Source organism: Acinetobacter sp. YH16040_T, from assembly GCF_024605785.1.
Taxonomy (GTDB): domain Bacteria; phylum Pseudomonadota; class Gammaproteobacteria; order Pseudomonadales; family Moraxellaceae; genus Acinetobacter; species Acinetobacter amyesii.
Window position 1 is genome coordinate 44,015 of the sequence record NZ_CP094542.1, and the last position, 25,070, is coordinate 69,084.

A 25,070-nucleotide genomic window follows, 5' to 3' on the forward strand; every position below is an offset into this window, starting at 1 on the left:
CAGACACTAAAGTGGGGGCGAAATGTTAGGTTTTTGACTTTAAGTGGGGGCGAAATGTTAGGTTTTTGACTTTAAGTGGGGGCGAAATGTTAGGTTAGTGGGGGCGAAATGTTAGGTTAGTGGGGGCGAAATGTTAGGTTAGTGGGGGCGAAATGTTAGGTTAGTGGGGGCGAAATGTTAGGTTGTAATCAAGATATGCTTGACTTAATAAGTGGGGGTGAATAGTATTAAAAACACCACCACATAATAGAAGAATAGTGATTTTAGATGGCTGTATCATTAAAGAAAATTAAAAATTTTGAGGAACATGACAAATCTCTTTTTCCTCTTGCAGCACCTGCCAAACGTTATCCAAAAGACTATGCTGTCTTTCAAAATATTTTCTGGCAATTGAAGCATGAGAAATCACCAAAAGACGATATTCTAAAATTGCTATTCTTTTTTAGCCCTAAAGTTCGGCTAGCATCAGATCCCAATGAAACAACAGAATTCACTGTAACAGCTAAAGAATATGCTGAATTGACGGGCTTAAAGCCAAGCAGTGCTTATGTAGCCTTAAACCGAGTAGTAGATGCTCTCTACGACCACAGTGTAGTTTTTTATCATCCTGGAAAAGATCGAGAAATTCGAACAAGACTCATTAGTACATGCTCATACAAGGATGGATGTTTTTATATTTCTTTCACGCATTTTGCCCTATACATTATGTATGTTTTTAATAAACAAAATTCGTATACAAAATTTAAAGTTAAGTCGGCTGTTGCCTTACATGGTCACGGTTTAAAACTTTACCCATTCTTGGTACAAAATGAATTTCGTTCTAATTTCGATGTATCCATTAAAGAATTAAAAAGTGCTTTAGGTCTAGCAGAAAATTCATACCCAGAATATAGAGATTTCAAAAGTACTATTCTTAAACCTCATATTGATGACATTAACTCTAAAACAGAACTGACTATTGAGTTTAAAGCAGTCAAGAAAGAAGGACGCAAAGCTAGTCATGTTAATTTTATAGTTAGAAAAAAGAAAACTATTGGAGCTAATCAACAAAGTGAAACTGGTAGTAACCAAGAGCAAAATAAAATAACTGCAAAAATGGTTTATTTAACGATAATTCAAAGTGAAGAATTGAGCTTAAGATTCAAAGAATCTGGTGAGACTACAGACGAATTAGTAGAAAGAATAAAAACTGATTTTAAGAACAACGAAGGTAATAGATGGATTGAAAAATTAGCAGAATTCAATGTCGACCTTACTATTGAACAAAAAAATTGAAGAGCTACTCCCCTATCTAAAGAAAGTAGGCTTTAATACAAAATAAATTTCATGTTTAGGTAGAATGTTCAGATGAACATCCTTGTACACGCACTGAGGGATTCCATTGAACACAACAAAATTTAGCGTTATGGACGCTAGTAAAGCCTTTAAAAAATCACGTACAACAATATACGAAGCTATAAAAAATGGTGAATTATCAAGGGATCATGATGGTCTTATAGATCTATCTGAACTTATCAGAGTCTACGGAAATCCTTCAGGTGTTCAGTCCAGTACACGCACTGAACACGTACAGAAGGATGTACATGTACACGTCCAGTCAGAAGTCGAAACTGTATTAAAAGATCAAATTTCATTACTTAAAAATCAATTGGACTTAGCCAATCACAGAGAAAAGGCTTTGATGCAACACATAGAAGATTTGACTCATAGAATTGAGTTTAAAGGTCAGCTTGAACAACCAAAAACAGGGGTAGAAGAGCACAAAGTTGTTCCTCCAGTTGATTCTGAGATGATAGAGAATCCTAAACTAGAACCAGACCAGAAAGATGACGTCATAGCTATGCCTCCTAAGGAATCAGAGGTTATCGAGAATAAGCGTATTCCAGTCCCTGAACATATTGAGCCAGAACCAGAAAAAAGGGGCTTCTGGAGCCGTTTTTTCAAGCCCTATGGATGATAGGACTATTTAATCAGACTAATCAAAACCGTGGAACATTGTTTATTTATTGATCGTGGAACGTGAAAAATCATAAAAAAAGCCCAACTTGGGGAAGATGGGCTATAAACTTTGAAATAAGTATATGAATTTCAAAGTAAATTATAACACGTTTCGTATAAGGTGTATTATGTTAATTTTAGAAAATCTAAAATAATTATTGATAATTTTTTTTTGAAAATTTAACATACCTTCCGATTGGTATTTTAGGTATGATTACTTATGAACAGTGTGTTACTCGCTTATGTATTACTTGGATTTGCAATAGTTTCCGAAGTGATTGGAAGTAGTTTTTTAGTTAAATCGGAAGGGTTTACAAAACTTTTTCCAAGCGTGATGGTCTTTATTTTTTTTAGCACGGCATTTTATTTATTATCACAAGTTATTAAAACAATCCCTTTAGGTATCGCATACGCTATATGGGCTGGTGTTGGGATTGTTCTAACTGCTGTAGTTGGCTACTTTGTTTTTAAACAGACACTAGATAATCCTGCTTTAATTGGAATTGGTTTTATCGTATCTGGCGTAATAATTATTAATTTATTTTCGCAATCAGCAGGTCATTAAGTGAAAGAAATTCGGCAACAAAAGAAGCAACCAGAGGTTATTCGAAAGCGCATCCTTGAACAGGCAACTATTCTTGTTTCTCAAAAGGGTATTTCTGGTGTTTCTATTCAAAATATTGCTACAGCAGTAGGTATAACAAAAGGGGGGGTATTTCACCATTTCCCGAATAAAAAAAATTTGATAGAAGAAATGTTCAATCAAATAATTCTTGATTTAGATCAAACAGTTGAATACTTGATTAAACGCGATCCAACAGAATATGGTAAATTCACACGAGCTTATATTCATAGTTCTTTTATCCATCAAATAGATGGGGTGGTTTCTGCTTGGTCAGCGTTATCAATGACTATGATCACAGAGCCTACCTTTAATAAAATTTGGATGGAATGGCTAAAAAATAGATTATCTCAACATGCAGAAACGGATAGTCATCCTGATTTAGAGTTACTTCGTTTAGCAGCAGATGGGTTGTGGCTACAAAGTATTACCGGAGTCATTGATGATGAGCAATGTTCAAAATTAGAAGACGATCTGCTTAATCGAACCTATTTAACATAAAATCTCTTATTCGAAATTTGAACTGTAAGCCCCAGATAGAAAAATCCAGTGCATAGAACGGCACTGTTGCAAATAGGCTGACATGATAAGCTAAATATCTTATTTATTTCGAGATACAGCAGATGAATCCCTTCCACGGTCGGCACTTTCAAGGTGAAATCATTCTTTGGGCTGTTCGTTGGTATTGTAAATATGGCATCAGCTATCGTGAACTTCAGGAAATGCTGGCCGAACGTGGAGTGAATGTTGATCACACCACAATTTATCGCTGGGTTCAGCGTTATGCTCCAGAAATGGAAAAACGTTTACGTTGGTATTGGCGTAATCCTACAGATCGACATTTATGGCATCTGGATGAAACTTACGTAAAAGTGAATGGCAAATGGGCATATCTATACCGTGCAGTTGACCAACGTGGCCATACTCTTGATTTCTATCTTTCTGCTAGACGAAATACCCATTCAGCTTATTGTTTTCTTGGAAAAATTTTAAATAATGTGAAGAAGTGGCAAATTCCACAAGTGATCAACACGGATAAAGCACCCACATATGGACGTGCTTTATCACGGTTAAAACGGGAAGGTAAATGTCCACCAGACCTTGAGCACAGGCAGATTAAGTATAAAAATAACGTGATTGAATGTGATCATGGCAAGCTAAAGCGGATCATCAGGGCCACATTAGGATTCAAATCTATGAAGACGGCTTATGCCACAATTAAAGGTATTGAAGTCATGCGTGCACTACGTAAAGGACAAGCATCGTCATTTTATTATGGTCAGCCTCAGGGTGAAGTGTGTCTAATCAACAGGGTTTTCGGTCTCTAAGTACTTTTTAAAGGGAACATCATCGACTCAAATCTCTATTTGCAACAGTGCCCCATGAAGTGCCTGCCTGCGTCTGTTAGCCGAACGCCCCGCGCATGGCGCTCAAATAGCAGGACACCAAGGTTATCCTCCAGCGCTTTCACACGCGCGCTGACGCTCGACTAGCTGATACCAAGTGCCTTGGCCGCATGCCGAAAATTCAGATGCTCGGCGACGGCGATGAACTGAACAAGGGAAATGAGCGGTATCCTGCCAGACAGGATACCGACATTCACGAGGTTTCGATGGTTAGTGCGCCGCATCGGAGCGGGCCTGCTACCAGTCGTCGGTTAGACGACTGGCGACTTCTCGGTGGCAGCCCCACGGAGCCGAAGGAGCACCAGCCCCAACGAAACCAGTACCGCCATCGCCGTGGCGTAACAGATCACGGGCCACGCTGTGTCACCGTTTAAAAGTGCCACCGCCAATGTCCCGACAATGCTGACTATCAGGCTTTGAACGCAGAAGTAGAACGCGACCGCTGATCCCGCGATGTCGTCGAACTCTGCCAAAGCGCCGTTCGCGGTAACGGACACCGTGAAGACAATACCGACCGCGACAACCCACATCGGTAGGATGAAGGTGAGGAATGACGGCGAGCCGTAAAGTTCGCCGATCCCCAACAGGACCGCTCCGCAAACAAGCAACGCCATCCCACGCGCCACGCATCCTGCGATGCCCCATCTGGCGACAAAGGACTTCGCGAAACGGGTTGTCACGATCATTACAAGCGCGACAGTGGCGAAGGCAAAGCTGAATCCGATCTCGGAATATTCCGCTTGGCCTATGAGCACACGGGGAGCCGTCGAGAAGAAGACGAAGTAGGTGCCCATACCGGCGCTAAAGCCGACAGTGTAAACCCAAAAAGCCGGACTCGCGAAGATCGGCAAGACAGATCGGCGCGTCTTGACTTGATCCAGAGGGCGGGTTTCGTGCCACCTGAAACCCGCATTTAGGAGTGCGAGCATCGCCAGTATAGCCAAAGTAATGAATATCGCCTGCCATCCCAAGAACTCGCCGATCAATACTCCGGCGATAGGGCCGAGCGCAGGCACGAACGCCAGCATCGAACTGAAAAGGCCGTAGATGACGACACCCTCAGGACGGTTGGCATAAACGTCGCGAACCGTCGCGAACGTCGCCACCAGCATGGCCGACGCGCCCACTGCTTGAAGTAGACGGAAAGCGACAAAGGCCGGTGCAGTTGAAGACCAAGCTGCTCCCAGAGACGCAATGACGAAAGCCGTTGCGCCCGCAAGTAGAATTGGCCGTCGCCCGATTCTGTCTGAGAGCGGACCAAAAATCACCTGGCCCACGCCGAGCATCACCATATAGAGGCTCAACGTGAGTTGGATCATAGCGGGCGTCGTGTTCAGGATGCCGGGCATCGCTGGAACGACAGGGAGATAAATATCCATCGCCAGTGAAGCGAGGATGTCGAAAGGAGCCATCAGCAGCAGTGCTGCCGGCAGCGTATAGGCCCACGCGGGGCGTGTGGTGGTCATGACGAATCAACCCTCGATTAAGGAATACCGGGCGACGTCTGCTCGTCAGCAATCAGATGAGACTAGCCTTACAGAGCGCCGCAACAACAATACTGGTTGTTGCGGCTTACTTGTCTGCTGACTTGGAATTTCCCATCTGATTACTCCACGCTTACGAATATGAATTGCTACATTTTATCCGATTATCTTTTGCTTCGCAATGCGGCATGGGCGCACTCAGCGTTCCAGCCCCCTCTGCCGCCCTAAATGCTTGCTCCAATGCATCGAGCACCATATCTGTATTCATCCGTGTCGATACTTTCCATCCAACAATTGCTCGTGAGAACACATCAATAATAAATGCAGTATAAACCCAGCCTGAATTTGTTTGAATATACGTAAAGTCACTCACCCACAGTTGGTCAGGATGATCAGCAGTAAAATTACGTTTTACCAAGTCATCCGCTCGTTTTTGATCATCTCGGCTACGGGTGGTTTGTTTGTTCTTACCACGCCAAACACCTTTTATACCTAGCTTTTGCATTAATCGAGCAACAGTACAGCGCGCAATAATATAGCCTTCACGTTTCAGTTTTTGCCAGACTTTACGTACACCATACCGACCTGAACTTTCCTTCCAAATTCGTTTAATCTCCTCAGCATGATGCAAGTCATGTAAATCTCGCTTTGCTCGATGTTCTGGATTTTCACAGAGATCTAGAGTCCGGTAATAGGTTGAAGGTGCGATCGGTAAAATTCTACAAATCGCCTCGACTCCGTACAGCTCTTTATTATTATGGATAAAATCCACCATTATTTGTGTGGGCGGTCGAGCTCCGCCTGGGCGAAAAAAGCGGCTGCTTTACGTAGAATTTCATTGGCGCGTTGCAGTTCTTTATTTTCGCGTTCGAGTTGTTTGATACGTTCTTGGTCTGAAAGCTGCTGTACTTTAACTGGATTTTGTTTATCTAAATATTTTTGATACCAAACACGTAGTGTTTCAGGAGTACAACCCTTGCGCAGTATACTGCTCAGGGAGCAATAGCGGTGATCGCAGCCCAATTCGATGGATAATCTTTCTCGGATTCAATCAATAATTGAACCGCTCTTTCTCTGATTTCAGGGGTATATTTTACTTTTTTCATCGGGACATTCTCTCAGAAAGCTTGGTCTCCGACAAACCCGGTACGGTTCAAAAATCTTCCATTGATTTATTTATATCTGTTAAACCAGTCGCATTATGAAATGTAATATAAGTAGAAATTTCAGTATAAATGGTCATGATCTTTTCTAAATTTGAATATCTAAGCGTCTTCATTAATCAACCTTATTGATTATTAGTTTCTTCTTTTAAAGCTCTTTGTACTGTTGCTATCCCTACTTTAAACTTTTCTGCAACACCTCTAAATGTTGAATTTTCTTCAGCCATTGCTTTTCGTATTTCAACATAGTCAACCTTCCGCTTTCTTCCCTTATATAAGCCCTTCGCTTTGGCTTTTGCAATTCCTTCCTTTTGACGCTCACGGATCATGGAGCGTTCAAACTCTGCAAATGCAGCAAGCATCTGAAACATGAGTTTATTTATTGCCGATTGTGCTACATCATGACTGAAGGTCAAATTCTCTTTATGAAAAATAATGGTTATACCACGATCATTCAGACTATTCACAATTTCGGGCACTGTTGCAAATAGTCGGTGGTGATAAACTTATCATCCCCTTTTGCTGATGGAGCTGCACATGAACCCATTCAAAGGCCGGCATTTTCAGCGTGACATCATTCTGTGGGCCGTACGCTGGTACTGCAAATACGGCATCAGTTACCGTGAGCTGCAGGAGATGCTGGCTGAACGCGGAGTGAATGTCGATCACTCCACGATTTACCGCTGGGTTCAGCGTTATGCGCCTGAAATGGAAAAACGGCTGCGCTGGTACTGGCGTAACCCTTCCGATCTTTGCCCGTGGCACATGGATGAAACCTACGTGAAGGTCAATGGCCGCTGGGCGTATCTGTACCGGGCCGTCGACAGCCGGGGCCGCACTGTCGATTTTTATCTCTCCTCCCGTCGTAACAGCAAAGCTGCATACCGGTTTCTGGGTAAAATCCTCAACAACGTGAAGAAGTGGCAGATCCCGCGATTCATCAACACGGATAAAGCGCCCGCCTATGGTCGCGCGCTTGCTCTGCTCAAACGCGAAGGCCGGTGCCCGTCTGACGTTGAACACCGACAGATTAAGTACCGGAACAACGTGATTGAATGCGATCATGGCAAACTGAAACGGATAATCGGCGCCACGCTGGGATTTAAATCCATGAAGACGGCTTACGCCACCATCAAAGGTATTGAGGTGATGCGTGCACTACGCAAAGGCCAGGCCTCAGCATTTTATTATGGTGATCCCCTGGGCGAAATGCGCCTGGTAAGCAGAGTTTTTGAAATGTAAGGCCTTTGAATAAGACAAAAGGCTGCCTCATCGCTAACTTTGCAACAGTGCCAGTTTTATTACGAACGTGTTTTGGGTGGACAACGGAAAACATATTTCATCGAAAGACCAAAAAAAGAAAAAACACTTCCTGTTGTGATGAGTGAAGAAGAAACCATTCGGGTACTACGCGCTATTGAAAACGTGAAACACAAGGCTATTCTGATGACTATTTATTCGGCAGGTTTGCGCATTTCTGAATGTATAAACCTGAAAATAAAAGACATTGACTCCAAGCGCATGCAAATTCGTATAGAACAGTCAAAAGGAAAAAGAGATCGTTATACCATTTTATCTGAGAAAACATTAATTATTTTAAGAACATACTTTATGGAATATAAACCAAAAGATTATTTATTTGAAGGTCAAAAAGGTGGCGCATACTCAAGCCGAAGTATTCAAAACATTTTTAAAGCAGCTGTTTTAAAAGCAAAGATTCAAAAGGAAGTTACTGTACATACCTTACGACATAGCTTTGCAACGCATTTGCTTGAGAATGGTACGAGTTTACGTTATATTCAATCGTTGTTAGGTCATTCAAGCAGTAAAACAACTGAGGTTTATACACATATTACCACCAAGGGAATGGAACAATTAAAAAGTCCGATGGATTTGTTAGATATATAGAAAGGATTTGTATATTTGAGCAAAACTTAACAAAAAGCACTATGAATATAAATCCTTTTGAGAGAGTAGAAACGAACGGTAAACGGTTGAAAACGGATTTGTCACTGATAATGAAAGGTTTAGCAAAATAAGATATAGTGGATATATACGCCATTTGGCGTATAGCCACTTGTTATGTGCCATTTTTGAATGACAATGCGAATAGATACGGACAAACAAATGAATTTACTTAGTGATAAGAACGTTGCAATAATTGGTGGTGGACCCGTTGGACTGACTATGGCAAAATTATTACAGCAAAACGGCATAGACGTTTCAGTTTACGAAAGAGACAACGACCGAGAGGCAAGAATTTTTGGTGGAACCCTTGACCTACACAAAGGTTCAGGTCAGGAAGCAATGAAAAAAGCGGGATTGTTACAAACTTATTATGACTTAGCCTTACCAATGGGTGTAAATATTGCTGATGAAAAAGGCAATATTTTATCCACAAAAAATGTAAAGCCCGAAAATCGATTTGACAATCCTGAAATAAACAGAAATGACTTAAGGGCTATCTTGTTGAATAGTTTAGAAAACGACACGGTTATTTGGGATAGAAAACTTGTTATGCTTGAACCTGGTAAGAAGAAGTGGACACTAACTTTTGAGAATAAACCGAGTGAAACAGCAGATTTGGTTATTCTTGCCAATGGTGGAATGTCGAAAATAAGGAGCTTTGTTACCGACACGCAAGTTGAAGAAACCGGTACTTTCAACATCCAAGCTGATATTCTTCAACCGGAAATAAACTGTCCCGGATTTTTTCAGCTATGCAACGGCAACCGATTAATGGCGGGACATCAGGGCATTTTATTGTTTGCCAATCCCAATAATAATGGTGCATTGTATTTAGGAATTAGTTTTAAAACGCCCGATGAATGGAAAAATAAAATTCCCTTAGATTTTCAGGACAGAAACAGCGTTGCCGATTTTTTATTGAAAAGATTTTCCAAATGGAGTGAAGTTTACAAACAATTAATACGTTCGGTATCAACATTTCAATGCTTGCCCACAAGGAAATTTCCTTTGAACAATGATTGGAAAAGTAACCGTCCATTACCCATAACAATGATTGGCGATGCTGCTCATTTGATGTCGCCTTTTGCAGGACAGGGTGTAAATACGGGATTATTGGATGCTTTGATATTGTCTGAAAACCTTACAAACGGAGAATTTACAAGTATTGAAAATGCCATCGAAAACTACGAACAACAAATGTTTGTTTATGCAAAAGATACGCAGGACGAATCGACAGAAAACGAAACCGAAATGTTTAGTCCCAATTTTTCGTTTCAAAAATTATTGAATCTATAAACAGTAAGAAAAAACGGCTACTAACAAGCAGTTTTGCAATAGTGGGGCAGAAGTGCAAAATTGAACTTGTGTGCTTCTATCAACTTTTGTACATTAGCTGCCAGTTTAAGATGGGTGCATTTGAGTATGCCCAAAGGAGCCCGCAAGTATGCGCAGGACGAAGCCAGTAGCCGCGCCGATGGTGGCGCGGGTCTATCTGCGCGTCAGCACCGACGCGCAGGACTTGGAACGCCAAGAGGCGATCACTACGGCCGCGAAGGCCGCCGGCTACTACGTCGCCGGCATCTACCGTGAGAAGGCATCCGGCGCACGCGCCGACCGGCCTGAGCTGCTGCGCATGATCGGCGACCTACAGCCCGGCGAGGTGGTCATTGCCGAGAAGATCGACCGCATCAGCCGCCTACCTTTGCCCGAGGCCGAGCGCCTGGTGGCCTCGATACAGGCCAAAGGCGCACGCCTGGCCGTCCCTGGCGTGGTCGATCTATCCGACCTGGCGGCCGAGGCCCAGGGCGTCGCCAAGATCGTGCTGGAAGCCGTGCAGATCATGCTTTTTCGCCTGGCCTTGCAGATGGCCCGCGACGACTACGAGGACAGGCGCGAACGCCAGCGCCAAGGCATTGAGTTGGCCCGCCAGGCCGGGCGGTACAAGGGCCGCCGTGCTGATCCGAAGCGCCGCGCCCAAGTTGTCGCGCTGCGCAAGTCCGGCTACAGCATCAACAAGACCGCCGAGCTGGCCGGGTACAGTGCGGCCCAGGTGAAACGGATATGGGCCGAGGTCAGCCAGGCCGAAGCGAAGCAGCACGGCGCGTTCGTGGAGGACGCATTGACGGAAGCCGATGCCCTGGCCGCTGTCGGCCAGGATGAGCGCCAGGAGGAAAGGGCATGAAGAAGCCGAACCAAGACGACGAGCCGTTTTTCATCACCGAGGAGATTGCGGCCGAAATGATCGCCGGCGGCTATGAGTTCGAGCTGCCGCCCATTCCTTGCACCATCCGCCTACGCGACGTGCTGGAGCGCATGACCGATGCTGAGCTAGCATTGCAGCCGGGCGAGATCGCCGACCAGGAGCGTGAACGCTGCCGGCGCAAGCCGTGTTCAACCTCATGATCTGGTCATGGTATTTTTCATGGCACTGAGCCTGATAGTTCTTGCAAATTGTTGTCACTAAAGGGTTTTGTGTGCTTGTTTACAATCGAGTGGGAGTGACGGGCACTGGCTGGCAATGTCTAGCAACGGCAGGCATTTCGGCTGAGGGTAAAAGAACTTTCCGCTAAGCGATAGACTGTATGTAAACACAGTATTGCAAGGACGCGGAACATGCCTCATGTGGCGGCCAGGACGGCCAGCCGGGATCGGGATACTGGTCGTTACCAGAGCCACCGACCCGAGCAAACCCTTCTCTATCAGATCGTTGACGAGTATTACCCGGCATTCGCTGCGCTTATGGCAGAGCAGGGAAAGGAATTGCCGGGCTATGTGCAACGGGAATTTGAAGAATTTCTCCAATGCGGGCGGCTGGAGCATGGCTTTCTACGGGTTCGCTGCGAGTCTTGCCACGCCGAGCACCTGGTCGCTTTCAGCTGTAAGCGTCGCGGTTTCTGCCCGAGCTGTGGGGCGCGGCGGATGGCCGAAAGTGCCGCCTTGCTGGTTGATGAAGTACTGCCTGAACAACCCATGCGTCAGTGGGTGTTGAGCTTCCCGTTTCAGCTGCGTTTCCTGTTTGCCAGCCGGCCCGAGATCATGGGGTGGGTGCTGGGCATCGTTTACCGCGTCATTGCCACGCACCTGGTCAAGAAAGCGGGCCATACCCACCAAGTGGCCAAGACGGGCGCGGTCACCCTGATCCAGCGTTCTGGATCGGCGCTCAATCTGAATGTTCACTTCCACATGCTGTTTCTCGACGGTGTGTATGTCGAGCAATCCCACGGCTCAGCGCGTTTCCGCTGGGTCAAGGCGCCGACCAGCCCAGAGCTCACCCAGCTGACGCACACCATCGCCCACCGGGTGGGTCGCTATCTGGAACGGCAAGGCCTGCTGGAACGGGATGTCGAAAACAGCTATCTGGCCTCGGATGCGGTGGATGACGACCCGATGACACCCCTGCTGGGGCACTCGATCACTTACCGTATCGCTGTCGGTTCACAGGCGGGGCGAAAGGTGTTCACTTTGCAAACTCTGCCGACCAGTGGTGATCCGTTCGGTGACGGGATTGGCAAGGTAGCCGGGTCCAGCCTGCACGCCGGCGTGGCGGCCAGGGCCGATGAACGCAAGAAGCTCGAACGGCTGTGCCGGTACATCAGCCGCCCGGCGGTATCCGAGAAGCGGCTGTCGTTAACACGAGGCGGCAACGTGCGCTACCAGCTCAAGACGCCGTACCGGGACGGCACCACGCACGTCATTTTCGAACCATTGGATTTCATTGCAAGGCTGGCCGCCCTGGTACCGAAGCCCAGAGTCAACCTAACCCGCTTCCACGGGGTGTTCGCACCCAACAGTCGGCACCGGGCGTTGGTCACGCCGGCAAAACGGGGCAGGGGCAACAAGGTCAGGGTGGCTGATGAACCGGCAACACCAGCACAACGGCGAGCGTCGATGACATGGGCGCAACGGCTCAAGCGTGTTTTCAATATCGACATCGAGACCTGCAGCGGCTGCGGCGGCGCCATGAAAGTCATCGCCTGCATTGAAGACCCTATAGTGATCAAGCAGATCCTTGATCACCTGAAGCACAAAGCCGAAACCAGCGGGACCAGGGCGTTACCCGAAAGCCGGGCGCCACCGGCTGAGCTGCTCCTGGGTCTGTTTGACTGACGAGCCTGAAGGCCAACGATACCAATCAAAATGCTGCGTTCACAGCGCCGCGGCAGGGATCCGCCGTGCTGGTTGTCGGAAAAGGAGCCGCTAGTGGGAAAGAGGAGGGTAAATTTTCAGCGTTGCTGGCTCCCCGTCAGCCGGATTGGGTTGCATCGCAGGGGTGTCGAAAGAGTCAACTGCGGTCCAAAGCTGTTGGACTTGGGTGAAAAGGGCGTTTATTCTTCCTATACGTGAACCGCATCCTACGGAATGAGTAACCCTTGCCCTATTGTGAGTAGAACGTCGTATAATTCAAACGAAAGCAGTTAATAGGTATGAAATATCACAGCACAAAAGAGCGACAGGACATGTTTAGATGATGTTATTATAAAATAATAACATCATGGATGAATAAAAAATAATTTTCTATCTTTACAACTATGTTATACTTCTATGATAAGGCTATGATGGCAAAGCCTTGGTTTTCCTAATCAAATAGTCGCCGAGATGGCTTCAATGCGACAGTAGGTCTACTGTCTCACAATTAATTCATGTATCAGATTTTTGTTCCCTGATGGGAAGTGTTATCCATACGAAAAGAATATGGGTAAAGTGTTACACCTGTATATGACATTCAGAATGTCCTGTCGGGGGAACTGGTACCAATTTAATAAAAGAAAACAGTATAGAAATGACAATCGAAGATATGCAAACATTAGCCCTAGAGCATGGGCTGAGAATTTCGGAAGAGATGAGCGTCAATGAGATGGGCATCGACTTTAGAGTTGCCTTTGTAAAGGAAGTAAACGGTGAGAACTGGGTACTCCGTATACCTCGAAGAAGCGATATGCTTGAACAAATCGAAAATGAAAGTAGAATATTGGATTTAGCCAAAAGAAACCTGTCGATCAATGTCCCTGATTGGAAAATTGTATCGGAGCGCCTAATAGCCTACCCTTTACTGGAGGATGCGCCTGCTCTGACATTCGATGCGATAACACATGAGGTTTCTTGGAACATAGATCGCGATAGCATAGCTTATGTGGAGTCTCTGGCAAAATCATTGGCCGAATTACATCGTATTACAGCTGACGATGTGAGAAAGAGCAACTTGAAAATAATGACTCCAAGTGAATTGAGGACCGAAATAGCTGACCGTATCCACTTGGTGAAATCTGAGATAGGTATCAGCGAGCCGTTGGAAAACAGATACCGTAGATGGTTGGACAATGACCCTTTGTGGCCTGAATTCACTTGTTTCATCCATGGCGATCTCTATGCAGGGCATGTCTTAACCTCGAAGGAAGGTAAGACCTCTGGTATCATAGATTGGTCTACTGCGCATATGGGTGATCCTGCACTGGACTTTTCTGGTCACGTATCGGTTTTTGGAGAGGATAGCCTGAAGAGTTTGATAACGGAGTATGCTAAACAAGGCGGAACGATATGGGATAGGCTCTACGAACAATCTATAGAGAGGGCTGCTGCAGCTCCATTAGCATATGGCGCTTTTGCGGTAGAGTGCAACGACGATAATCATATCAATGCCGCCAGAGCAGCCTTAGGTATTGTTCAATAAAATGATGTGAGGATACTTTTTTAAATGCTAAAATAGGAGTTCGATTGGTGCCACTTAAGAGTATCATTGATTTCTATTTTAGCCAGTATCCTCCACTTTTAGGAGCTCCTCGAAACTCGATTTTATGATCATCTCTTAAGATTTTGAGCCACCGCTCTACTATCTTGACAGGAACTAATAGCTCGTTTACTAAAAATGGTGCACGCTTTCCTGGATTAGTTCTTATCTGATTAAATAGTAGATTTACTCCCTCACTTACTCCCTCATTAGATTCGAAAAGTAGCTTTGATGAGACAATAACTCGAAAACCGTGCTGGAAATTTTCAAAGACAGGGGGACGCAGACCATAGGATGCGAAGCCTTCTTGGATTCGTTTGATGCCTGACCCATATTTTTCAATAAAATGCGCTTCTTTGAACGTGGCAGATATCCTTTTATTGCGCGCCCATGGCGAGTAATCTTCACGAAGAAGCTGATCAATCGTTAAGTTATCAGCTAAACCACCTGGATTGAAAAACTCTATGGAATTGTAATACACCCTGATTATGGAATCGGCAAATTAATTTGGACTTGGGTGAAAAGGGCGTTTATTCTTCCTATTACGTTGTCGGCAGCGGGCCAAAAAGGAATACGTCCATGCCCATCGAGGTGAAACCGGCTGTGAGCGCGGGTTCAAGCATATAGCCCGACAGGCGCGTATCCTTGCCGATCACGACACGATGGCGGTGGTCACCGCGACGAAAGACACGGCCAGCCGCCATGCCGACGCGCAAGGCGGTTTCCGCCGTCATCGCGCCTTCGTTGGCTTTGCCACGAATACCGTCTGTGCCGAAATATTTGCGCACCATAAGGTCGATTATCCTGTCGTCGGGTCGCCCTCAAAGGGGACATGCCTGCTGAACCGCGAATATAGAGAAATATCCCGAATGTGCAGTTAACGAATTCTTGCGGTTTCTTTCAGCGCCGCCAATACCGCCAGCCCGTCGCGCAAGGGGCGCGGCTCGTGTGTGCGGATGAAGTCAGCTCCACCTGCGGCGGCGGCAAGCTCTGCAGCGAGTGTCGCGGCCCCGACATCCCCCGGACCACGGCCTGTGAGCGCGCGCAGAAAGGATTTGCGCGAAACAGACAGAAGCACCGGCAAATCGAAGCGCAGCCGCAATTCATCGAACCGCGCCAGCACCGAGAGCGAGGTTTCGGGAGCAGCCCCCAGAAAAAACCCCATGCCGGGATCAAGGACAAGGCGGTTGCGTTTGATACCGGCACCCGTCAGCGCCGCGATGCGCGCGTCAAAGAACGCCGCAATGTGATCCATGATGTCGCCAGCGGGTGCCTCGCGCCGATCTGCCTGCCCGTCTTGCACCGAATGCATAACGACGAGTTTGGCAGATGATTTCGCCAATTGCGGATAGAACGCAGCGTCTGGAAAACCGCGAATATCATTGAGATAGGCCACACCACGCGACAAGGCATAGGCTTGCGTCGCGGGTTGATAACTGTCGAGCGAGACGGGAATGCCATCTGCCTTGAGCGCGTCCAGCACCGGCGCGATACGCGCGATTTCTGTGTCGGACGAAACAGGCGCGGCGTCGGGATTGCTGGATGCCGGACCGAGGTCGATCACATCTGCCCCCTCGGCCATCAGCTTACGCGCCTGCGCAATGGCTGCGTCTGGCGCCAGATACCGGCCTCCATCGGAGAAACTGTCCGAGGTTATGTTGACGATGCCGAAAATGATGAGCGATTTATTCATGGGGGCTTCTATAATAATAATAATCGAGCATGAGTCTCATACGGATGCTCGGGTCGAAAGGGAATCCCCAGGCGAGTAACCTGTTTGCGGTGATCCATTAGCTGCAGGAGCAGAATAGCATACATCTGGAAGCAAAGCCAGGAAAGCGGCCTATGGAGCTGTGCGGCAGCGCTCAGTAGGCAATTTTTCAAAATATTGTTAAGCCTTTTCTGAGCATGGTATTTTTCATGGTATTACCAATTAGCAGGAAAATAAGCCATTGAATATAAAAGATAAAAATGTCTTGTTTACAATAGAGTGGGATATGTGGAGTCGATTAGTCCAATTTCTCGGTCAAAGCCCAAGGCCTTTTCGGCATTAACCAAGAGTCTGCTTAAGCACAATTTTCTGGTGGGTAATCATAACTTTTGCCTCATTTGTGATGGATTGATCTATCTTGATTCTACTGAATCGGATCATCGGATTGCCAAAGCCGTAGGTGGGCAAGGTGTTCTAGAGAATGGTCTGCTGGTTCATCCCATCTGTAATAGGATGAAATCAGATCTGAGCCTGGAAGAGATTAGAGCGGATTTGTTTGGTGAATTACTGTATTAATCAACAGAGCGATGAGCTCATTTTTGCAGAAGTATCAATGATTAATCACATGATTTAACTTTTGATACATTCAGCCAATATGGTTATTTTTAATTCAGTCCAGAATCACAACCAGAAACTAGCTGTAGTTTCTGAATGACCGTCAAGGTCCTTAGTTTCGCCCATAGATTCCCTCTGTGGGCTTTTTTTGATCAAAAATTGTATAGATGCTCTAAAATAAACCTTTTAGCATTTCATAAGCAATTAGGATTAAGGCTGAGACCATCAGCACAACAAAAATGAGTTCCACTCTAGTTAACAACTTAGTTCCATTTACTTTTCACTTAATTTATATAGCAGTTAACTCGTAGCATAAATGACATAACATGACATGGAAAATAATCAAAAAGACAGAATTTGGATTTTGATCAGATCTGCATGTTTACATGCTTCTACAGCAGCTTTGAATGTTTCACTTAACCTTTAAACTTTTCTTAAAACTAAATATATTTACATATACATTCTAAAATTTGATAGAATTTATTAAAACTTTAGATTCTAAGTGTAAATAATGAGAAGCGCTAATATTCGACGTGATGGCTACTTAAAATTTCTGAATACATGGCAAGACCGTGATGTCATTAAAGTGCTTTCGGGTGTACGTCGCTCTGGAAAATCCACCTTATTGGCGATGTTTCAACAAGACCTAAAAGCACAGGGCGTACAAGCCGAAAACATCATTGCCATCAACTTCGAATTTATGGAATTTGAAGAACTCACCGATTACCGTAAACTACATGATTATGTATTATCCAAAGTTGATAAAAGTAAAAAAAACTATGTTTTTTTAGATGAAATTCAACATGTTACAAATTTTGAGAAAGTAGTCGACTCTTTATATGTTCGGGATTATATCGATTTATATATTACAGGCTCAAATGCATTCTTTCTAAGTGGAGAACTTGCGACTTTACTTACAGGACGCTATATAGAGCAACATGTTTTACCCCTTTCATTCCAAGAATTTAAACAGTGGCATATTGAAAATAATCCGATCATCCAACAATTATCAAATCGTGATTTGTATGCCATGTATACGCGCAGTAGTTTCCCTTATACGCTTGCCATGACTAGCCAGCAGGAAACTTATGATTACTTGCAAGCGGTCTATGCCAGTGTAATGTTTAAAGATGTTATTCCACGTTTGAATACTGCCGATATTAACTCTCTCGAGCGTGTCACAAGATATTTGGCAAGCGTGACAGGCTCAGCTATTTCCATCAATAAAATTAAAAATACCTTTGTTTCAAGTGGGGTTAAAATTTCATTTGAAACAGTAAAACGCTATATTCAGGGCTTACAGGACAGTTTGTTATTTTATAGTGCCGCACAATTTAAAGTACGCGGGCGTGAGTTATTACAATCCTCTGAAAAATACTATTTAGTTGATGTCGGATTGCGCCGGATTATGTTGCCTGATGCTAATGCTGATCAAGGTCATATCTTAGAAAATGTGATTTATCTTGAGCTTGTCAGACGAGGTTATACGGTCTATGTAGGGCGGGTTGATGAATATGAAATTGATTTTGTTGCTGTCGATACTTTACAGAATTTAACTTATTATCAGGTGGCATTAGAAACGCTCAATGAGGAGACACTCAGCCGAGAGTTACGTCCATTACAGAAAATTTCTGATTCGTATCCCAAGTATTTGCTTACATTAGACACGATAGGGACTGAAGCGAATTATAATGGTATTGTAAAAATGAGTGCTCTCGATTGGTTGCTATCTGAAAATAAGTAAAGTTGAGGGTAGACATGGATACTATTATTTATTAATTAAAACTCAAAGACTTTTCAGCATTAACCAAGAGTGTGATCAAGCATAATTTCTGCTCCAATTGTGATGGATCGATTTACCTCGACTCGATTGAGTCAGACTATCATGATTGAGCCAGAGTCGCTTACTGAAAGTAGCGAGAATTGCGCTGGAGTTTCTGAAGGATATTAATTCCTTAGTTTGCCCATTCATCCATCTGGGCATTTTTTTTTTGATTAAAATACAATGCGGTTCTTGCTAAAAAATGACGGCACCCACCATAAAACACAATATTCCAAAAATAATCCAAGGCCATATCTTTGCCTTCGGTTGTTCTAAATTCTGAGGATTATATTCCGTGTGTTCTAGCGATGTCGGTTGTGGAACACGGGTCTTTTTAGAGTAAGGTTGGTGTTTAGAGTAAGATAGTCCCGTACCTGGAATGCCGACACTGGTTCGCGTACCTTTTTTCCCAATATTTAGAGAAGCACCAGGTTTGCCAATGCTGGCACTGCTGATGCCTTTATGGGTCAGATTAATTTTAAAACCCGGGAATAATTTAATACTTTTACGAAATCTAAAACCCATATTTCTCTCATTCTAAAACTTAGCTCAATTCACGCGCTATACCAGGATCCATGATCTGCTAGAGATCGTACTTTGACGGCTATCATCAGGATACTAGTATATTTTTTATCTGATGATTGCAATACTACCTTTAAATACCGTCAAAAATATTTACTGTATATTTGCTGTAGGGTAATCTTAAAGCTGCTATTTATTGACTGATTGGTATATGACGACAGATAAGCATGAAGTGCTTCTTCGAATGCGAGCCATCGAGTTGCTTGCTTACTGGGAAGGTCGTTTGGTTACCAATCGTTTGATGAGCTGGTTTGGGCTCAGTCGACAGCAGGCTTCTGCGGATATCAAGCGTTACAATACGCTGTATAACCCCGATGCCTTGATTCATGACCCCTCCGTCAAGGGTTATGTGCCTAAGGCCAGCTTCCAGCCTGTACTGACTACAGCGCATATCAATGAATATCTCAATATGCTCTCGGGCTTGGTCAGTGAATCGCATGCCCTTATTGCGATGCCAGAACCGAATCTTACAGCAGTTCAATTACCTGATCGCAGTGTACGTCCTGAAGTGATTCGGGAAGTTTTGCGTGCCTGCCGCAACCAAAGTACTTTAAAAATGATTTATGCCTCGATGCAGAATCCGCAGTGGCATGAACGCATCATTTCCCCACACACCCTGGTGTATACCGGTTTTCGCTGGCATGTCCGTGCCTATTGCCATCAGAGCAAGCAGTTTAAGGACTTTTTACTCTCCAGAATTGATCGCACACCTGTTGTGATGGCGATTGAGTCAGTAGGCCCTGCTCAGGATCAGCAATGGCATGAAGAAATTGTACTGACGCTGATCCCTAATCCAAAATTGAACTCATCACAACAAGCGCTGGTCGAAAAAGACTTCGGCATGCCTGATGGCAGATTACAGATTCCGGTGAAAAAAGCCCTGGCTCACTATACTTTGCAGCGATATCAGGCCGCGATCACGCTGGCTGAGGCGGATGATGCCTTGAAATATCCCTTGGTACTACAACGCTCAGATATCGAAAAGCTGTCGTCTTACCTGTTTGATCAGGCGTCATAGGAGATTGGCTATGTTAGAACAATTTCATTATGACAGTGACCTGATTGGCGGTTCCCTGATGGTGCGTGAAAGCCGGCTGATCGCGGATCTGTTATTACGAGAAGCGACTCCAGAACAATGGCATCAGGCCATTCAGATTGACAATATTCTGCAAAAAAGAACGCCTGCTTCAGCCCAACGTAACGCCACTGCCATTCGTAAGCGTCTTGAGCGCTTAGAGCCTGATTTCTGGAAAGCTTTGCGGGATGGGGATGATGAGCTGGCGACTCAGGTGGCTTTTTGTGGGGCACTGGAACGCAACCTGTTGCTGCTTGAGTTTATGGAAACGGTGATGAGGGATGCCTATATCTCCCAGGCGCAATACTTGGACAGTTATATCTGGTCAGATTTTTTGGATGAACGCTCACAACGTGATCCGGATATCTGTGATTGGAAAGAGTCCAGCAAGAAAAAAATGGGGCAGGTGGTGTTTCGCATGCTGGCAGAAGCCGGTTATTTAAAAAGTACCCGTAAGCTGGAGTTGCAGCGCGTGATCGTCAGAGCAGAGCTGCGTAGCCTGTTGGAAGAACATTATAAACAACGCATTAAAAGATCTATGGAAGTGTCGGTATGGACGCGTTAGTTGTAGAGGGGCAGCAATGAGTCAAACAATACATGAGCGTCTGAACCAGATTCCAGAGCGAATACTTTCAACCGAGTTTCTCACTGGACAAGGATTGGGCAATGAAATTGGCTTCTGGATTTTTGATTATGCACCTGAAGATGAGTTGAAGGTGCGCGAATATCTGCATTTTCTAGACGGGATGCTGGAGAAAAAACACAGTCAGCTGAAGGTGGTGAATATCAACCTGCTGCAAGCCGTGGTGGATTATCTGTCTGAGCGTAACTTCATCGATAAAGCCATTCAAATGCAAAAAGCCAAAGGCGATGAGGCGCTGCTCAAAGCGCTGAAAGGCCCACTGCATATGGATAAGTTCGCGCCCTATCTGGTGAGTAAATATGCCACCAATGCACAAGATATTGTGTTGATGACTGGGGTAGGGTCGGTTTGGCCACTGTTACGTGCCCATCACTTATTGAACAGTTTGCATTCGTTACTGGGGCATAAGCCAGTGGTGCTGTTTTACCCAGGTTATTACGACGGTCAAGCGATGAGTTTATTTGGAAAAATTCCAAGCAATAATTACTACAGAGCATTCAGATTAGTGCCTTAACACGGCAAATAGAAATAAGAATTCGGGGGAATGGATTGAGATGAACATTAAAGAACTTTTTTATAAGCCATTAGATCGTGCGATTAACGGGGTCGTAAAAGCAGACCAGAATGACAATACTACGGTTTATCAGGAACTCGATGAGTATGTGGTCACCAATGAACTGGAAAAGCATTTTCGGGACTTTTTCCAGTCTTATGGCACAGACCTGAGCGATCCTTCGATTGCCAACCGTGTCGGCGTATGGATTTCAGGCTTCTTTGGTTCAGGTAAATCACATTTCCTGAAAACCTTGTCGTATATTCTGGCCAATAAAGTGGTACGTGATGCGCAAGGTAACGAGCGTAGCGCCGCAGAATTCTTTGATGAAACTAAAATCCGCGATGCATTTATCCGTGCCGATATTGGCAAGGCCGTTAGCCATCATGCCGATGTCATCCTGTTTAACATTGACAGTAAAGCCAGTTCCAATGACGATGGCAATCCGATCCTGAATGTGTTTTTACGTGTGTTTAACGAGTATCAGGGTTTTAGTGCTGACCATCCACATATTGCCCATATGGAACGTCACCTGAGCCAGAAAGGGGTGTATGAACGCTTTAAACAGGCGTTTGAGGAATCCAGCGGCATGTCTTGGCTAGAAGAACGTGACGGATATCAGTTCTATCAGGATGATGTCGAAACTGCGATTTCTCAGGCACTGAATCTATCAGCAGAAGCTGCACACAAGTGGTTTGAGGATTCTGAGCAGACCTTTAGTGTTTCGGTTGAAAACTTCTGTCAGTGGGTGAAAGAATACCTGGACAGCAAAGGACCCCAGCAACGCATGTTGTTCTTGGTCGATGAAGTGGGGCAGTTTATTGGCAGCGATACCCGCTTGATGCTGACATTGCAAACCATTACTGAAAACCTGGGTACGATCTGTAAAGGCCGCGCTTGGATTATCGTCACCTCACAGGCAGACATCGATGCTGTTTTAGGTGAGATGTCTTCTTCCAAAGCCAATGACTTCTCCAAGATTGCTGGTCGTTTTAAAACCCGGTTATCACTGTCCAGTTCCAATACCGATGAAGTCATCCAGAAACGTTTATTACGTAAAACCCCAGAAGCAGAAGCATTGCTCAGATCAGTGTTTGAGCAAAAGGGCGATATCTTAAAAAATCAGATTACCTTTGACCGTTCAGGCCCAACCCTAAAGAACTATGAGGGGCCAGACAGCTTTATCCATAACTATCCTTTTGCGCCGTACCATTTTCAGCTGGTACAAAAAGTATTTGAAGAAATCCGTAAGGTCGGTGCGACCGGTGCACACCTGGCCTATGGTGAACGGTCCATGTTGGATGCGTTCCAGATGGCCGCGAATGCGATTGCTACAGATGAAGTCGGTGCCCTGGTTCCTTTCCACCGCTTCTATACTTCAGTGGAAGGATTTCTGGATACAGCAGTGAAGCGTACCATCGACCAGGCAGGGCAGAATAAGACCCTGGATGGTTTTGATGTGCAGATGCTGCGTACCCTGTTCATGATCCGCTATGTCGATATCATCAAAGGTACGCTGGATAACCTGGTGACTTTGTCGATTGAGAAAATTGATGAAGATAAGCTGGCATTGCGCAAGCGGATTGAAGAGAGCCTGCAGCGTCTGGAAAAAGAGAGCCTGATTACTAGGAATGGTGATGAGTTCCTGTTCCTAACCAATGAAGAGCGGGATATTACCCGAAAAATTAAAGCCACAGACTTAGCGGCTTCAGAAGAAAATAAAGAGTTAGCCAACCTGATCTTTAAAGATTTACTGCGCGATCAGAACAAATACCGCCATCAAGCCAACAAGATGGACTATCAGATTGGTCGTTTTCTGGATGGTCATAGCCTGGATGGCAAGTATGAGAGCGATTTGAAAGTTGAAATCATTTCTCCGCTGGATACGGAATACAACCTCTATACTGAAGCTTACTGTATTGGTAAAAGTACTCAGGCCGAAGGACAAGTCCTGTTTAAACTGGCAGACGATAAACAGTTCTTTAATGAACTGCGCACCTGGCTGAAAACCAATAAATTTATTCGGTTAAATGATGATGGCACTCAGTCCGATATCACCCGTATCCTGGCAGACCGTGGCCGTGAGAACCAGGAGCGTAAAAAACGCCTGCGTGTCCGGGTCGAAGAAATGTTGCTGGACGCGGAAAGTTATGCCTTGGGTCAACATCTACAACTTTCATCTTCAAGTCCAACCACCAAGCTGGATGAGGCTTGTCGTTATTTGCTGGAAAACACTTATACCAAACTGAGCTATCTGCAGGTCTATCAGCAGGATGCCTGGCGTGAACTGAACGCCGTCTTGACTGTGGATGATATGGCGCAGCTCGGATTGTCTCTGGATGGCGGTCAGAGCAATCCCAAAGCCCTACAGGAAGTGGAGCAGTACATTGCACTACGGGCCACCGGTACAGAGCGTATTCTGGTGTCAGATGTGGTGGATCGTTTTGCCAAACGTCCTTATGGCTGGCCAGATGCCGAGATTTTACTGTTGGTGGGTCAGCTGGCTGCGATGGGGCGGATTTCACTACAGTTAAATGGCGGCAGCTTACAGTTAAAAGATGCCTTTGAGCCTTTACAAAACAGCCGCCGTCGCCGTGATGTGTCGATCATTAAAAAACGCCAGACTGATGATCAGGTATTGAAACAGGCACGCCAACTCACCCAAGAACTGTTCTCGGCGATGGGACCAGCGACTGAGAAAGAGCTATTTGAATTCTATTTGCAGCATCTTAAGACTTGGTTAGCCAACTTTAAGTCGTATAAGAGTAAAACTGATGTTGGGCAGTTCCCGGGTAAGAAAGTGATTGAAAAGTCTATTCTGACTTTGGAACGTCTGCTGGCGAATAGCGACAGCTTCGATTTCTTTAAGGCCGTGGTCGAGAACAAGGACGACTATCTGGATCTGGAAGAAGATTATCGTGATATTCATGAATTCTTCAGCAACCAGATGCCAAGCTGGCAACAACTGCAACAGGCCTTACGTCATTTTGAGAAAAACAAACAGGCGCTGGGCAGTGATGAGGTGGCAAAAAAAGCCCTCTCTGAATTACATCGCATTTCCACCCTTGAATCGCCCTATGGTCTGTTAAATAAAGTGGCTGATTTGGTTCGTACAGTGGAAAGCGTCAATGAGCAATTGTTGACTGAGAAGCGCAATCAGGCGATAGAACACATTGATGACAAGATCAAACAGTTAGAAGCCGAGATTAAAAACAGTGGTATTGCCACCGCTGAGCTGAGTAACAAGCTATTACGCCCACTACAACTGCTGAAAACGGATATTGAAGTGGAAACTAGCCTGTCCACCATCTATATGTTGCAAACTCAAACCAGCGTCGAGCGTTTTGATGAAGCCTTGTATGAGTTGGAAAGCGAAGTTCAGGCGGAAATCCAGCGTCAGGCCAAAGCGGCACAACTGGCTCAGAGCAAAGCCGAGAGTGTGGCGAGTTCAGCAACTACAGCCAGCCCAGTTACATCAACACCTGCTGCGAGTCCGGTACAGTCTGTGACAGCCGTAGTGCCACCGAAACCTGTTGTCGAAGTTGATGTCGCCAGCATTTACAGCAAAAGCTCAAGTAGTGTCTATCTGGAAACAGAAGAATCAGTGGATCAGTTTGTAGACGCACTCAAAGCTGAACTGAAAAAAATCGTGAGTGATAAAAAGCGTGTGCGTATCCGCTAACTCGGGTTAGGGATATCGGCA

General features: G+C 45.2%; 22 protein-coding genes, 4 pseudogenes and 1 other annotated feature. Of the genes and pseudogenes, 18 read left to right on the forward strand and 8 right to left on the reverse strand.

Annotated features, from left to right (window positions below; translation table 11 throughout):
- The first annotated feature begins 267 nt into the window (after window positions 1-267).
- From MST16_RS17210 to MST16_RS17230, 5 genes are all read left to right on the forward strand, one after another.
- On the forward strand, window positions 268-1,275 hold the full coding sequence (locus MST16_RS17210) for a replication initiation protein (protein ID WP_168382239.1): 1,008 nt from the start codon (window positions 268-270) through the stop codon (window positions 1,273-1,275).
- A gap of 130 nt (window positions 1,276-1,405) precedes the next feature.
- Window positions 1,406-1,957 (forward strand): plasmid replication DNA-binding protein, encoded by a 552-nt coding sequence (locus MST16_RS17215; protein WP_180092625.1) that lies wholly within the window; start codon window positions 1,406-1,408, stop codon window positions 1,955-1,957.
- Between the two features lie 261 nt (window positions 1,958-2,218).
- Entirely contained in the window at window positions 2,219-2,563 is a 345-nt protein-coding gene (locus tag MST16_RS17220) for an SMR family transporter (protein ID WP_005146112.1), read from the forward strand.
- The gene (locus tag MST16_RS17225) at window positions 2,564-3,121 is read left to right on the forward strand and encodes a TetR/AcrR family transcriptional regulator (RefSeq protein ID WP_005146114.1); all 558 of its coding nucleotides are present in this window, start codon (window positions 2,564-2,566) and stop codon (window positions 3,119-3,121) included.
- A gap of 122 nt (window positions 3,122-3,243) precedes the next feature.
- A complete protein-coding gene (locus MST16_RS17230) occupies window positions 3,244-3,948 on the forward strand; it encodes an IS6 family transposase (protein ID WP_005028420.1) in 705 nt (234 codons plus the stop codon).
- Between the two features lie 53 nt (window positions 3,949-4,001).
- On the opposite strand, the pseudogene MST16_RS17235 reads toward MST16_RS17230, so the two are convergent.
- The 4 genes and pseudogenes from MST16_RS17235 to MST16_RS17250 form a co-directional block, all read right to left on the reverse strand.
- Window positions 4,002-4,250 (reverse strand): annotated as a pseudogene (locus tag MST16_RS17235) (LysR family transcriptional regulator); the annotation flags it as partial.
- Between the two features lie 27 nt (window positions 4,251-4,277).
- On the reverse strand, window positions 4,278-5,492 hold the full coding sequence (floR, locus tag MST16_RS17240) for a chloramphenicol/florfenicol efflux MFS transporter FloR (protein ID WP_000214122.1): 1,215 nt from the start codon (window positions 5,490-5,492) through the stop codon (window positions 4,278-4,280).
- A 151-nt stretch (window positions 5,493-5,643) separates the two neighbouring features.
- Window positions 5,644-6,616 (reverse strand): annotated as a pseudogene (locus MST16_RS17245) (IS3 family transposase).
- Window positions 6,211-6,327 (reverse strand) — a sequence feature (AL1L pseudoknot). Its footprint overlaps the pseudogene before it by 117 nt.
- Before the next feature lie 182 nt (window positions 6,617-6,798).
- Window positions 6,799-7,140, reverse strand: a complete 342-nt coding sequence (locus tag MST16_RS17250; protein ID WP_225452624.1) for a recombinase family protein — start codon at window positions 7,138-7,140, stop codon at window positions 6,799-6,801.
- A 70-nt stretch (window positions 7,141-7,210) separates the two neighbouring features.
- Between MST16_RS17250 and MST16_RS17255 the strand changes: the two genes are divergently transcribed.
- From MST16_RS17255 to mph, 7 genes are all read left to right on the forward strand, one after another.
- Window positions 7,211-7,915 carry an IS6-like element IS26 family transposase gene (locus MST16_RS17255; protein ID WP_001067855.1) on the forward strand — a complete coding sequence of 235 codons (705 nt, stop codon included), beginning with the start codon at window positions 7,211-7,213 and terminating at the stop codon, window positions 7,913-7,915.
- A 72-nt stretch (window positions 7,916-7,987) separates the two neighbouring features.
- A complete protein-coding gene (locus tag MST16_RS17260) occupies window positions 7,988-8,581 on the forward strand; it encodes a tyrosine-type recombinase/integrase (RefSeq protein ID WP_205779272.1) in 594 nt (197 codons plus the stop codon).
- Between the two features lie 189 nt (window positions 8,582-8,770).
- On the forward strand, window positions 8,771-9,937 hold the full coding sequence (locus tag MST16_RS17265; RefSeq protein ID WP_024160783.1) for a tetracycline-inactivating monooxygenase Tet(X3): 1,167 nt from the start codon (window positions 8,771-8,773) through the stop codon (window positions 9,935-9,937).
- Window positions 9,938-10,085: 148 nt separating this feature from the next.
- Window positions 10,086-10,823, forward strand: coding sequence for a recombinase family protein (locus MST16_RS17270; protein WP_001366550.1), 738 nt, complete (start codon window positions 10,086-10,088; stop codon window positions 10,821-10,823).
- Window positions 10,820-11,044, forward strand: a complete 225-nt coding sequence (locus MST16_RS17275) for a hypothetical protein (protein ID WP_000743213.1) — start codon at window positions 10,820-10,822, stop codon at window positions 11,042-11,044. The genes MST16_RS17270 and MST16_RS17275 overlap by 4 nt, the downstream gene beginning before the upstream one ends.
- A 210-nt stretch (window positions 11,045-11,254) precedes the next feature.
- Window positions 11,255-12,748, forward strand: coding sequence for an IS91-like element ISVsa3 family transposase (locus MST16_RS17280; RefSeq protein ID WP_163167828.1), 1,494 nt, complete (start codon window positions 11,255-11,257; stop codon window positions 12,746-12,748).
- 673 nt (window positions 12,749-13,421) lie between these two features.
- The gene (mph, locus tag MST16_RS17285; RefSeq protein ID WP_071830579.1) at window positions 13,422-14,309 is read left to right on the forward strand and encodes an Mph(E)/Mph(G) family macrolide 2'-phosphotransferase; all 888 of its coding nucleotides are present in this window, start codon (window positions 13,422-13,424) and stop codon (window positions 14,307-14,309) included.
- A 73-nt stretch (window positions 14,310-14,382) separates the two neighbouring features.
- On the opposite strand, the gene MST16_RS17290 is transcribed toward mph, so the two are convergent.
- From MST16_RS17290 to sul2, 3 genes and pseudogenes are all read right to left on the reverse strand, one after another.
- Window positions 14,383-14,847: an ATP-binding protein gene (locus tag MST16_RS17290; protein ID WP_071830580.1), complete on the reverse strand. Its 465-nt coding sequence runs from the start codon at window positions 14,845-14,847 to the stop codon at window positions 14,383-14,385.
- Window positions 14,848-14,914: 67 nt separating this feature from the next.
- Window positions 14,915-15,157: pseudogene (glmM, locus tag MST16_RS17295) on the reverse strand (phosphoglucosamine mutase); the annotation flags it as partial.
- Between the two features lie 86 nt (window positions 15,158-15,243).
- Window positions 15,244-16,059, reverse strand: coding sequence for a sulfonamide-resistant dihydropteroate synthase Sul2 (gene sul2, locus MST16_RS17300; protein WP_001043260.1), 816 nt, complete (start codon window positions 16,057-16,059; stop codon window positions 15,244-15,246).
- Between the two features lie 282 nt (window positions 16,060-16,341).
- On the opposite strand from sul2, the pseudogene MST16_RS17305 reads away from it, so the two are divergent.
- Together MST16_RS17305 and MST16_RS17310 are read left to right on the forward strand one after the other, a co-directional pair.
- Window positions 16,342-16,653, forward strand: a pseudogene (locus MST16_RS17305) (HNH endonuclease signature motif containing protein); the annotation flags it as partial.
- 550 nt (window positions 16,654-17,203) lie between these two features.
- A complete protein-coding gene (locus MST16_RS17310) occupies window positions 17,204-18,436 on the forward strand; it encodes an ATP-binding protein (protein WP_160255372.1) in 1,233 nt (410 codons plus the stop codon).
- A gap of 273 nt (window positions 18,437-18,709) precedes the next feature.
- Here the strand turns inward: MST16_RS17310 and MST16_RS17315 are convergent, their stop codons facing one another.
- A complete protein-coding gene (locus MST16_RS17315; RefSeq protein WP_005403805.1) occupies window positions 18,710-19,039 on the reverse strand; it encodes a DUF4236 domain-containing protein in 330 nt (109 codons plus the stop codon).
- 208 nt (window positions 19,040-19,247) lie between these two features.
- On the opposite strand from MST16_RS17315, the gene MST16_RS17320 reads away from it, so the two are divergent.
- The 4 genes from MST16_RS17320 to brxC are packed head-to-tail and all read left to right on the forward strand — an operon-like array spanning window position 19,248 to window position 25,049.
- A complete protein-coding gene (locus MST16_RS17320) occupies window positions 19,248-20,114 on the forward strand; it encodes a WYL domain-containing protein (protein WP_180004198.1) in 867 nt (288 codons plus the stop codon).
- Window positions 20,115-20,124: 10 nt separating this feature from the next.
- Window positions 20,125-20,736 (forward strand): DUF1819 family protein, encoded by a 612-nt coding sequence (locus MST16_RS17325; protein WP_121523422.1) that lies wholly within the window; start codon window positions 20,125-20,127, stop codon window positions 20,734-20,736.
- Window positions 20,737-20,752: 16 nt separating this feature from the next.
- Window positions 20,753-21,328 (forward strand): DUF1788 domain-containing protein, encoded by a 576-nt coding sequence (locus MST16_RS17330; protein ID WP_086355031.1) that lies wholly within the window; start codon window positions 20,753-20,755, stop codon window positions 21,326-21,328.
- Window positions 21,329-21,368: 40 nt separating this feature from the next.
- Window positions 21,369-25,049 carry a BREX system P-loop protein BrxC gene (gene brxC, locus MST16_RS17335; protein WP_180004195.1) on the forward strand — a complete coding sequence of 1,227 codons (3,681 nt, stop codon included), beginning with the start codon at window positions 21,369-21,371 and terminating at the stop codon, window positions 25,047-25,049.
- Window positions 25,050-25,070: the final 21 nt, after the last annotated feature.

Excerpts from the sequence above, each read along its gene's own strand:
- MST16_RS17315 (WP_005403805.1), bottom strand. The coding sequence starts at position 19,039 with ATGGGTTTTAGATTTCGTAAAAGTATTAAATTATTCCCGGGTTTTAAA.
- MST16_RS17215 (WP_180092625.1), top strand. The coding sequence starts at position 1,406 with ATGGACGCTAGTAAAGCCTTTAAAAAATCACGTACAACAATATACGAA.
- MST16_RS17330 (WP_086355031.1), top strand. The coding sequence starts at position 20,753 with ATGAGTCAAACAATACATGAGCGTCTGAACCAGATTCCAGAGCGAATA.
- MST16_RS17210 (WP_168382239.1), top strand. The coding sequence starts at position 268 with ATGGCTGTATCATTAAAGAAAATTAAAAATTTTGAGGAACATGACAAA.
- MST16_RS17255 (WP_001067855.1), top strand. The coding sequence starts at position 7,211 with ATGAACCCATTCAAAGGCCGGCATTTTCAGCGTGACATCATTCTGTGG.
- MST16_RS17320 (WP_180004198.1), top strand. The coding sequence starts at position 19,248 with ATGACGACAGATAAGCATGAAGTGCTTCTTCGAATGCGAGCCATCGAG.
- sul2 (WP_001043260.1), bottom strand. The coding sequence starts at position 16,059 with ATGAATAAATCGCTCATCATTTTCGGCATCGTCAACATAACCTCGGAC.
- MST16_RS17325 (WP_121523422.1), top strand. The coding sequence starts at position 20,125 with ATGTTAGAACAATTTCATTATGACAGTGACCTGATTGGCGGTTCCCTG.
- MST16_RS17230 (WP_005028420.1), top strand. The coding sequence starts at position 3,244 with ATGAATCCCTTCCACGGTCGGCACTTTCAAGGTGAAATCATTCTTTGG.
- mph (WP_071830579.1), top strand. The coding sequence starts at position 13,422 with ATGACAATCGAAGATATGCAAACATTAGCCCTAGAGCATGGGCTGAGA.
- floR (WP_000214122.1), bottom strand. The coding sequence starts at position 5,492 with ATGACCACCACACGCCCCGCGTGGGCCTATACGCTGCCGGCAGCACTG.
- brxC (WP_180004195.1), top strand. The coding sequence starts at position 21,369 with ATGAACATTAAAGAACTTTTTTATAAGCCATTAGATCGTGCGATTAAC.
- MST16_RS17275 (WP_000743213.1), top strand. The coding sequence starts at position 10,820 with ATGAAGAAGCCGAACCAAGACGACGAGCCGTTTTTCATCACCGAGGAG.
- MST16_RS17270 (WP_001366550.1), top strand. The coding sequence starts at position 10,086 with ATGCGCAGGACGAAGCCAGTAGCCGCGCCGATGGTGGCGCGGGTCTAT.
- MST16_RS17310 (WP_160255372.1), top strand. The coding sequence starts at position 17,204 with ATGAGAAGCGCTAATATTCGACGTGATGGCTACTTAAAATTTCTGAAT.
- MST16_RS17280 (WP_163167828.1), top strand. The coding sequence starts at position 11,255 with ATGCCTCATGTGGCGGCCAGGACGGCCAGCCGGGATCGGGATACTGGT.
- MST16_RS17220 (WP_005146112.1), top strand. The coding sequence starts at position 2,219 with ATGAACAGTGTGTTACTCGCTTATGTATTACTTGGATTTGCAATAGTT.
- MST16_RS17265 (WP_024160783.1), top strand. The coding sequence starts at position 8,771 with ATGACAATGCGAATAGATACGGACAAACAAATGAATTTACTTAGTGAT.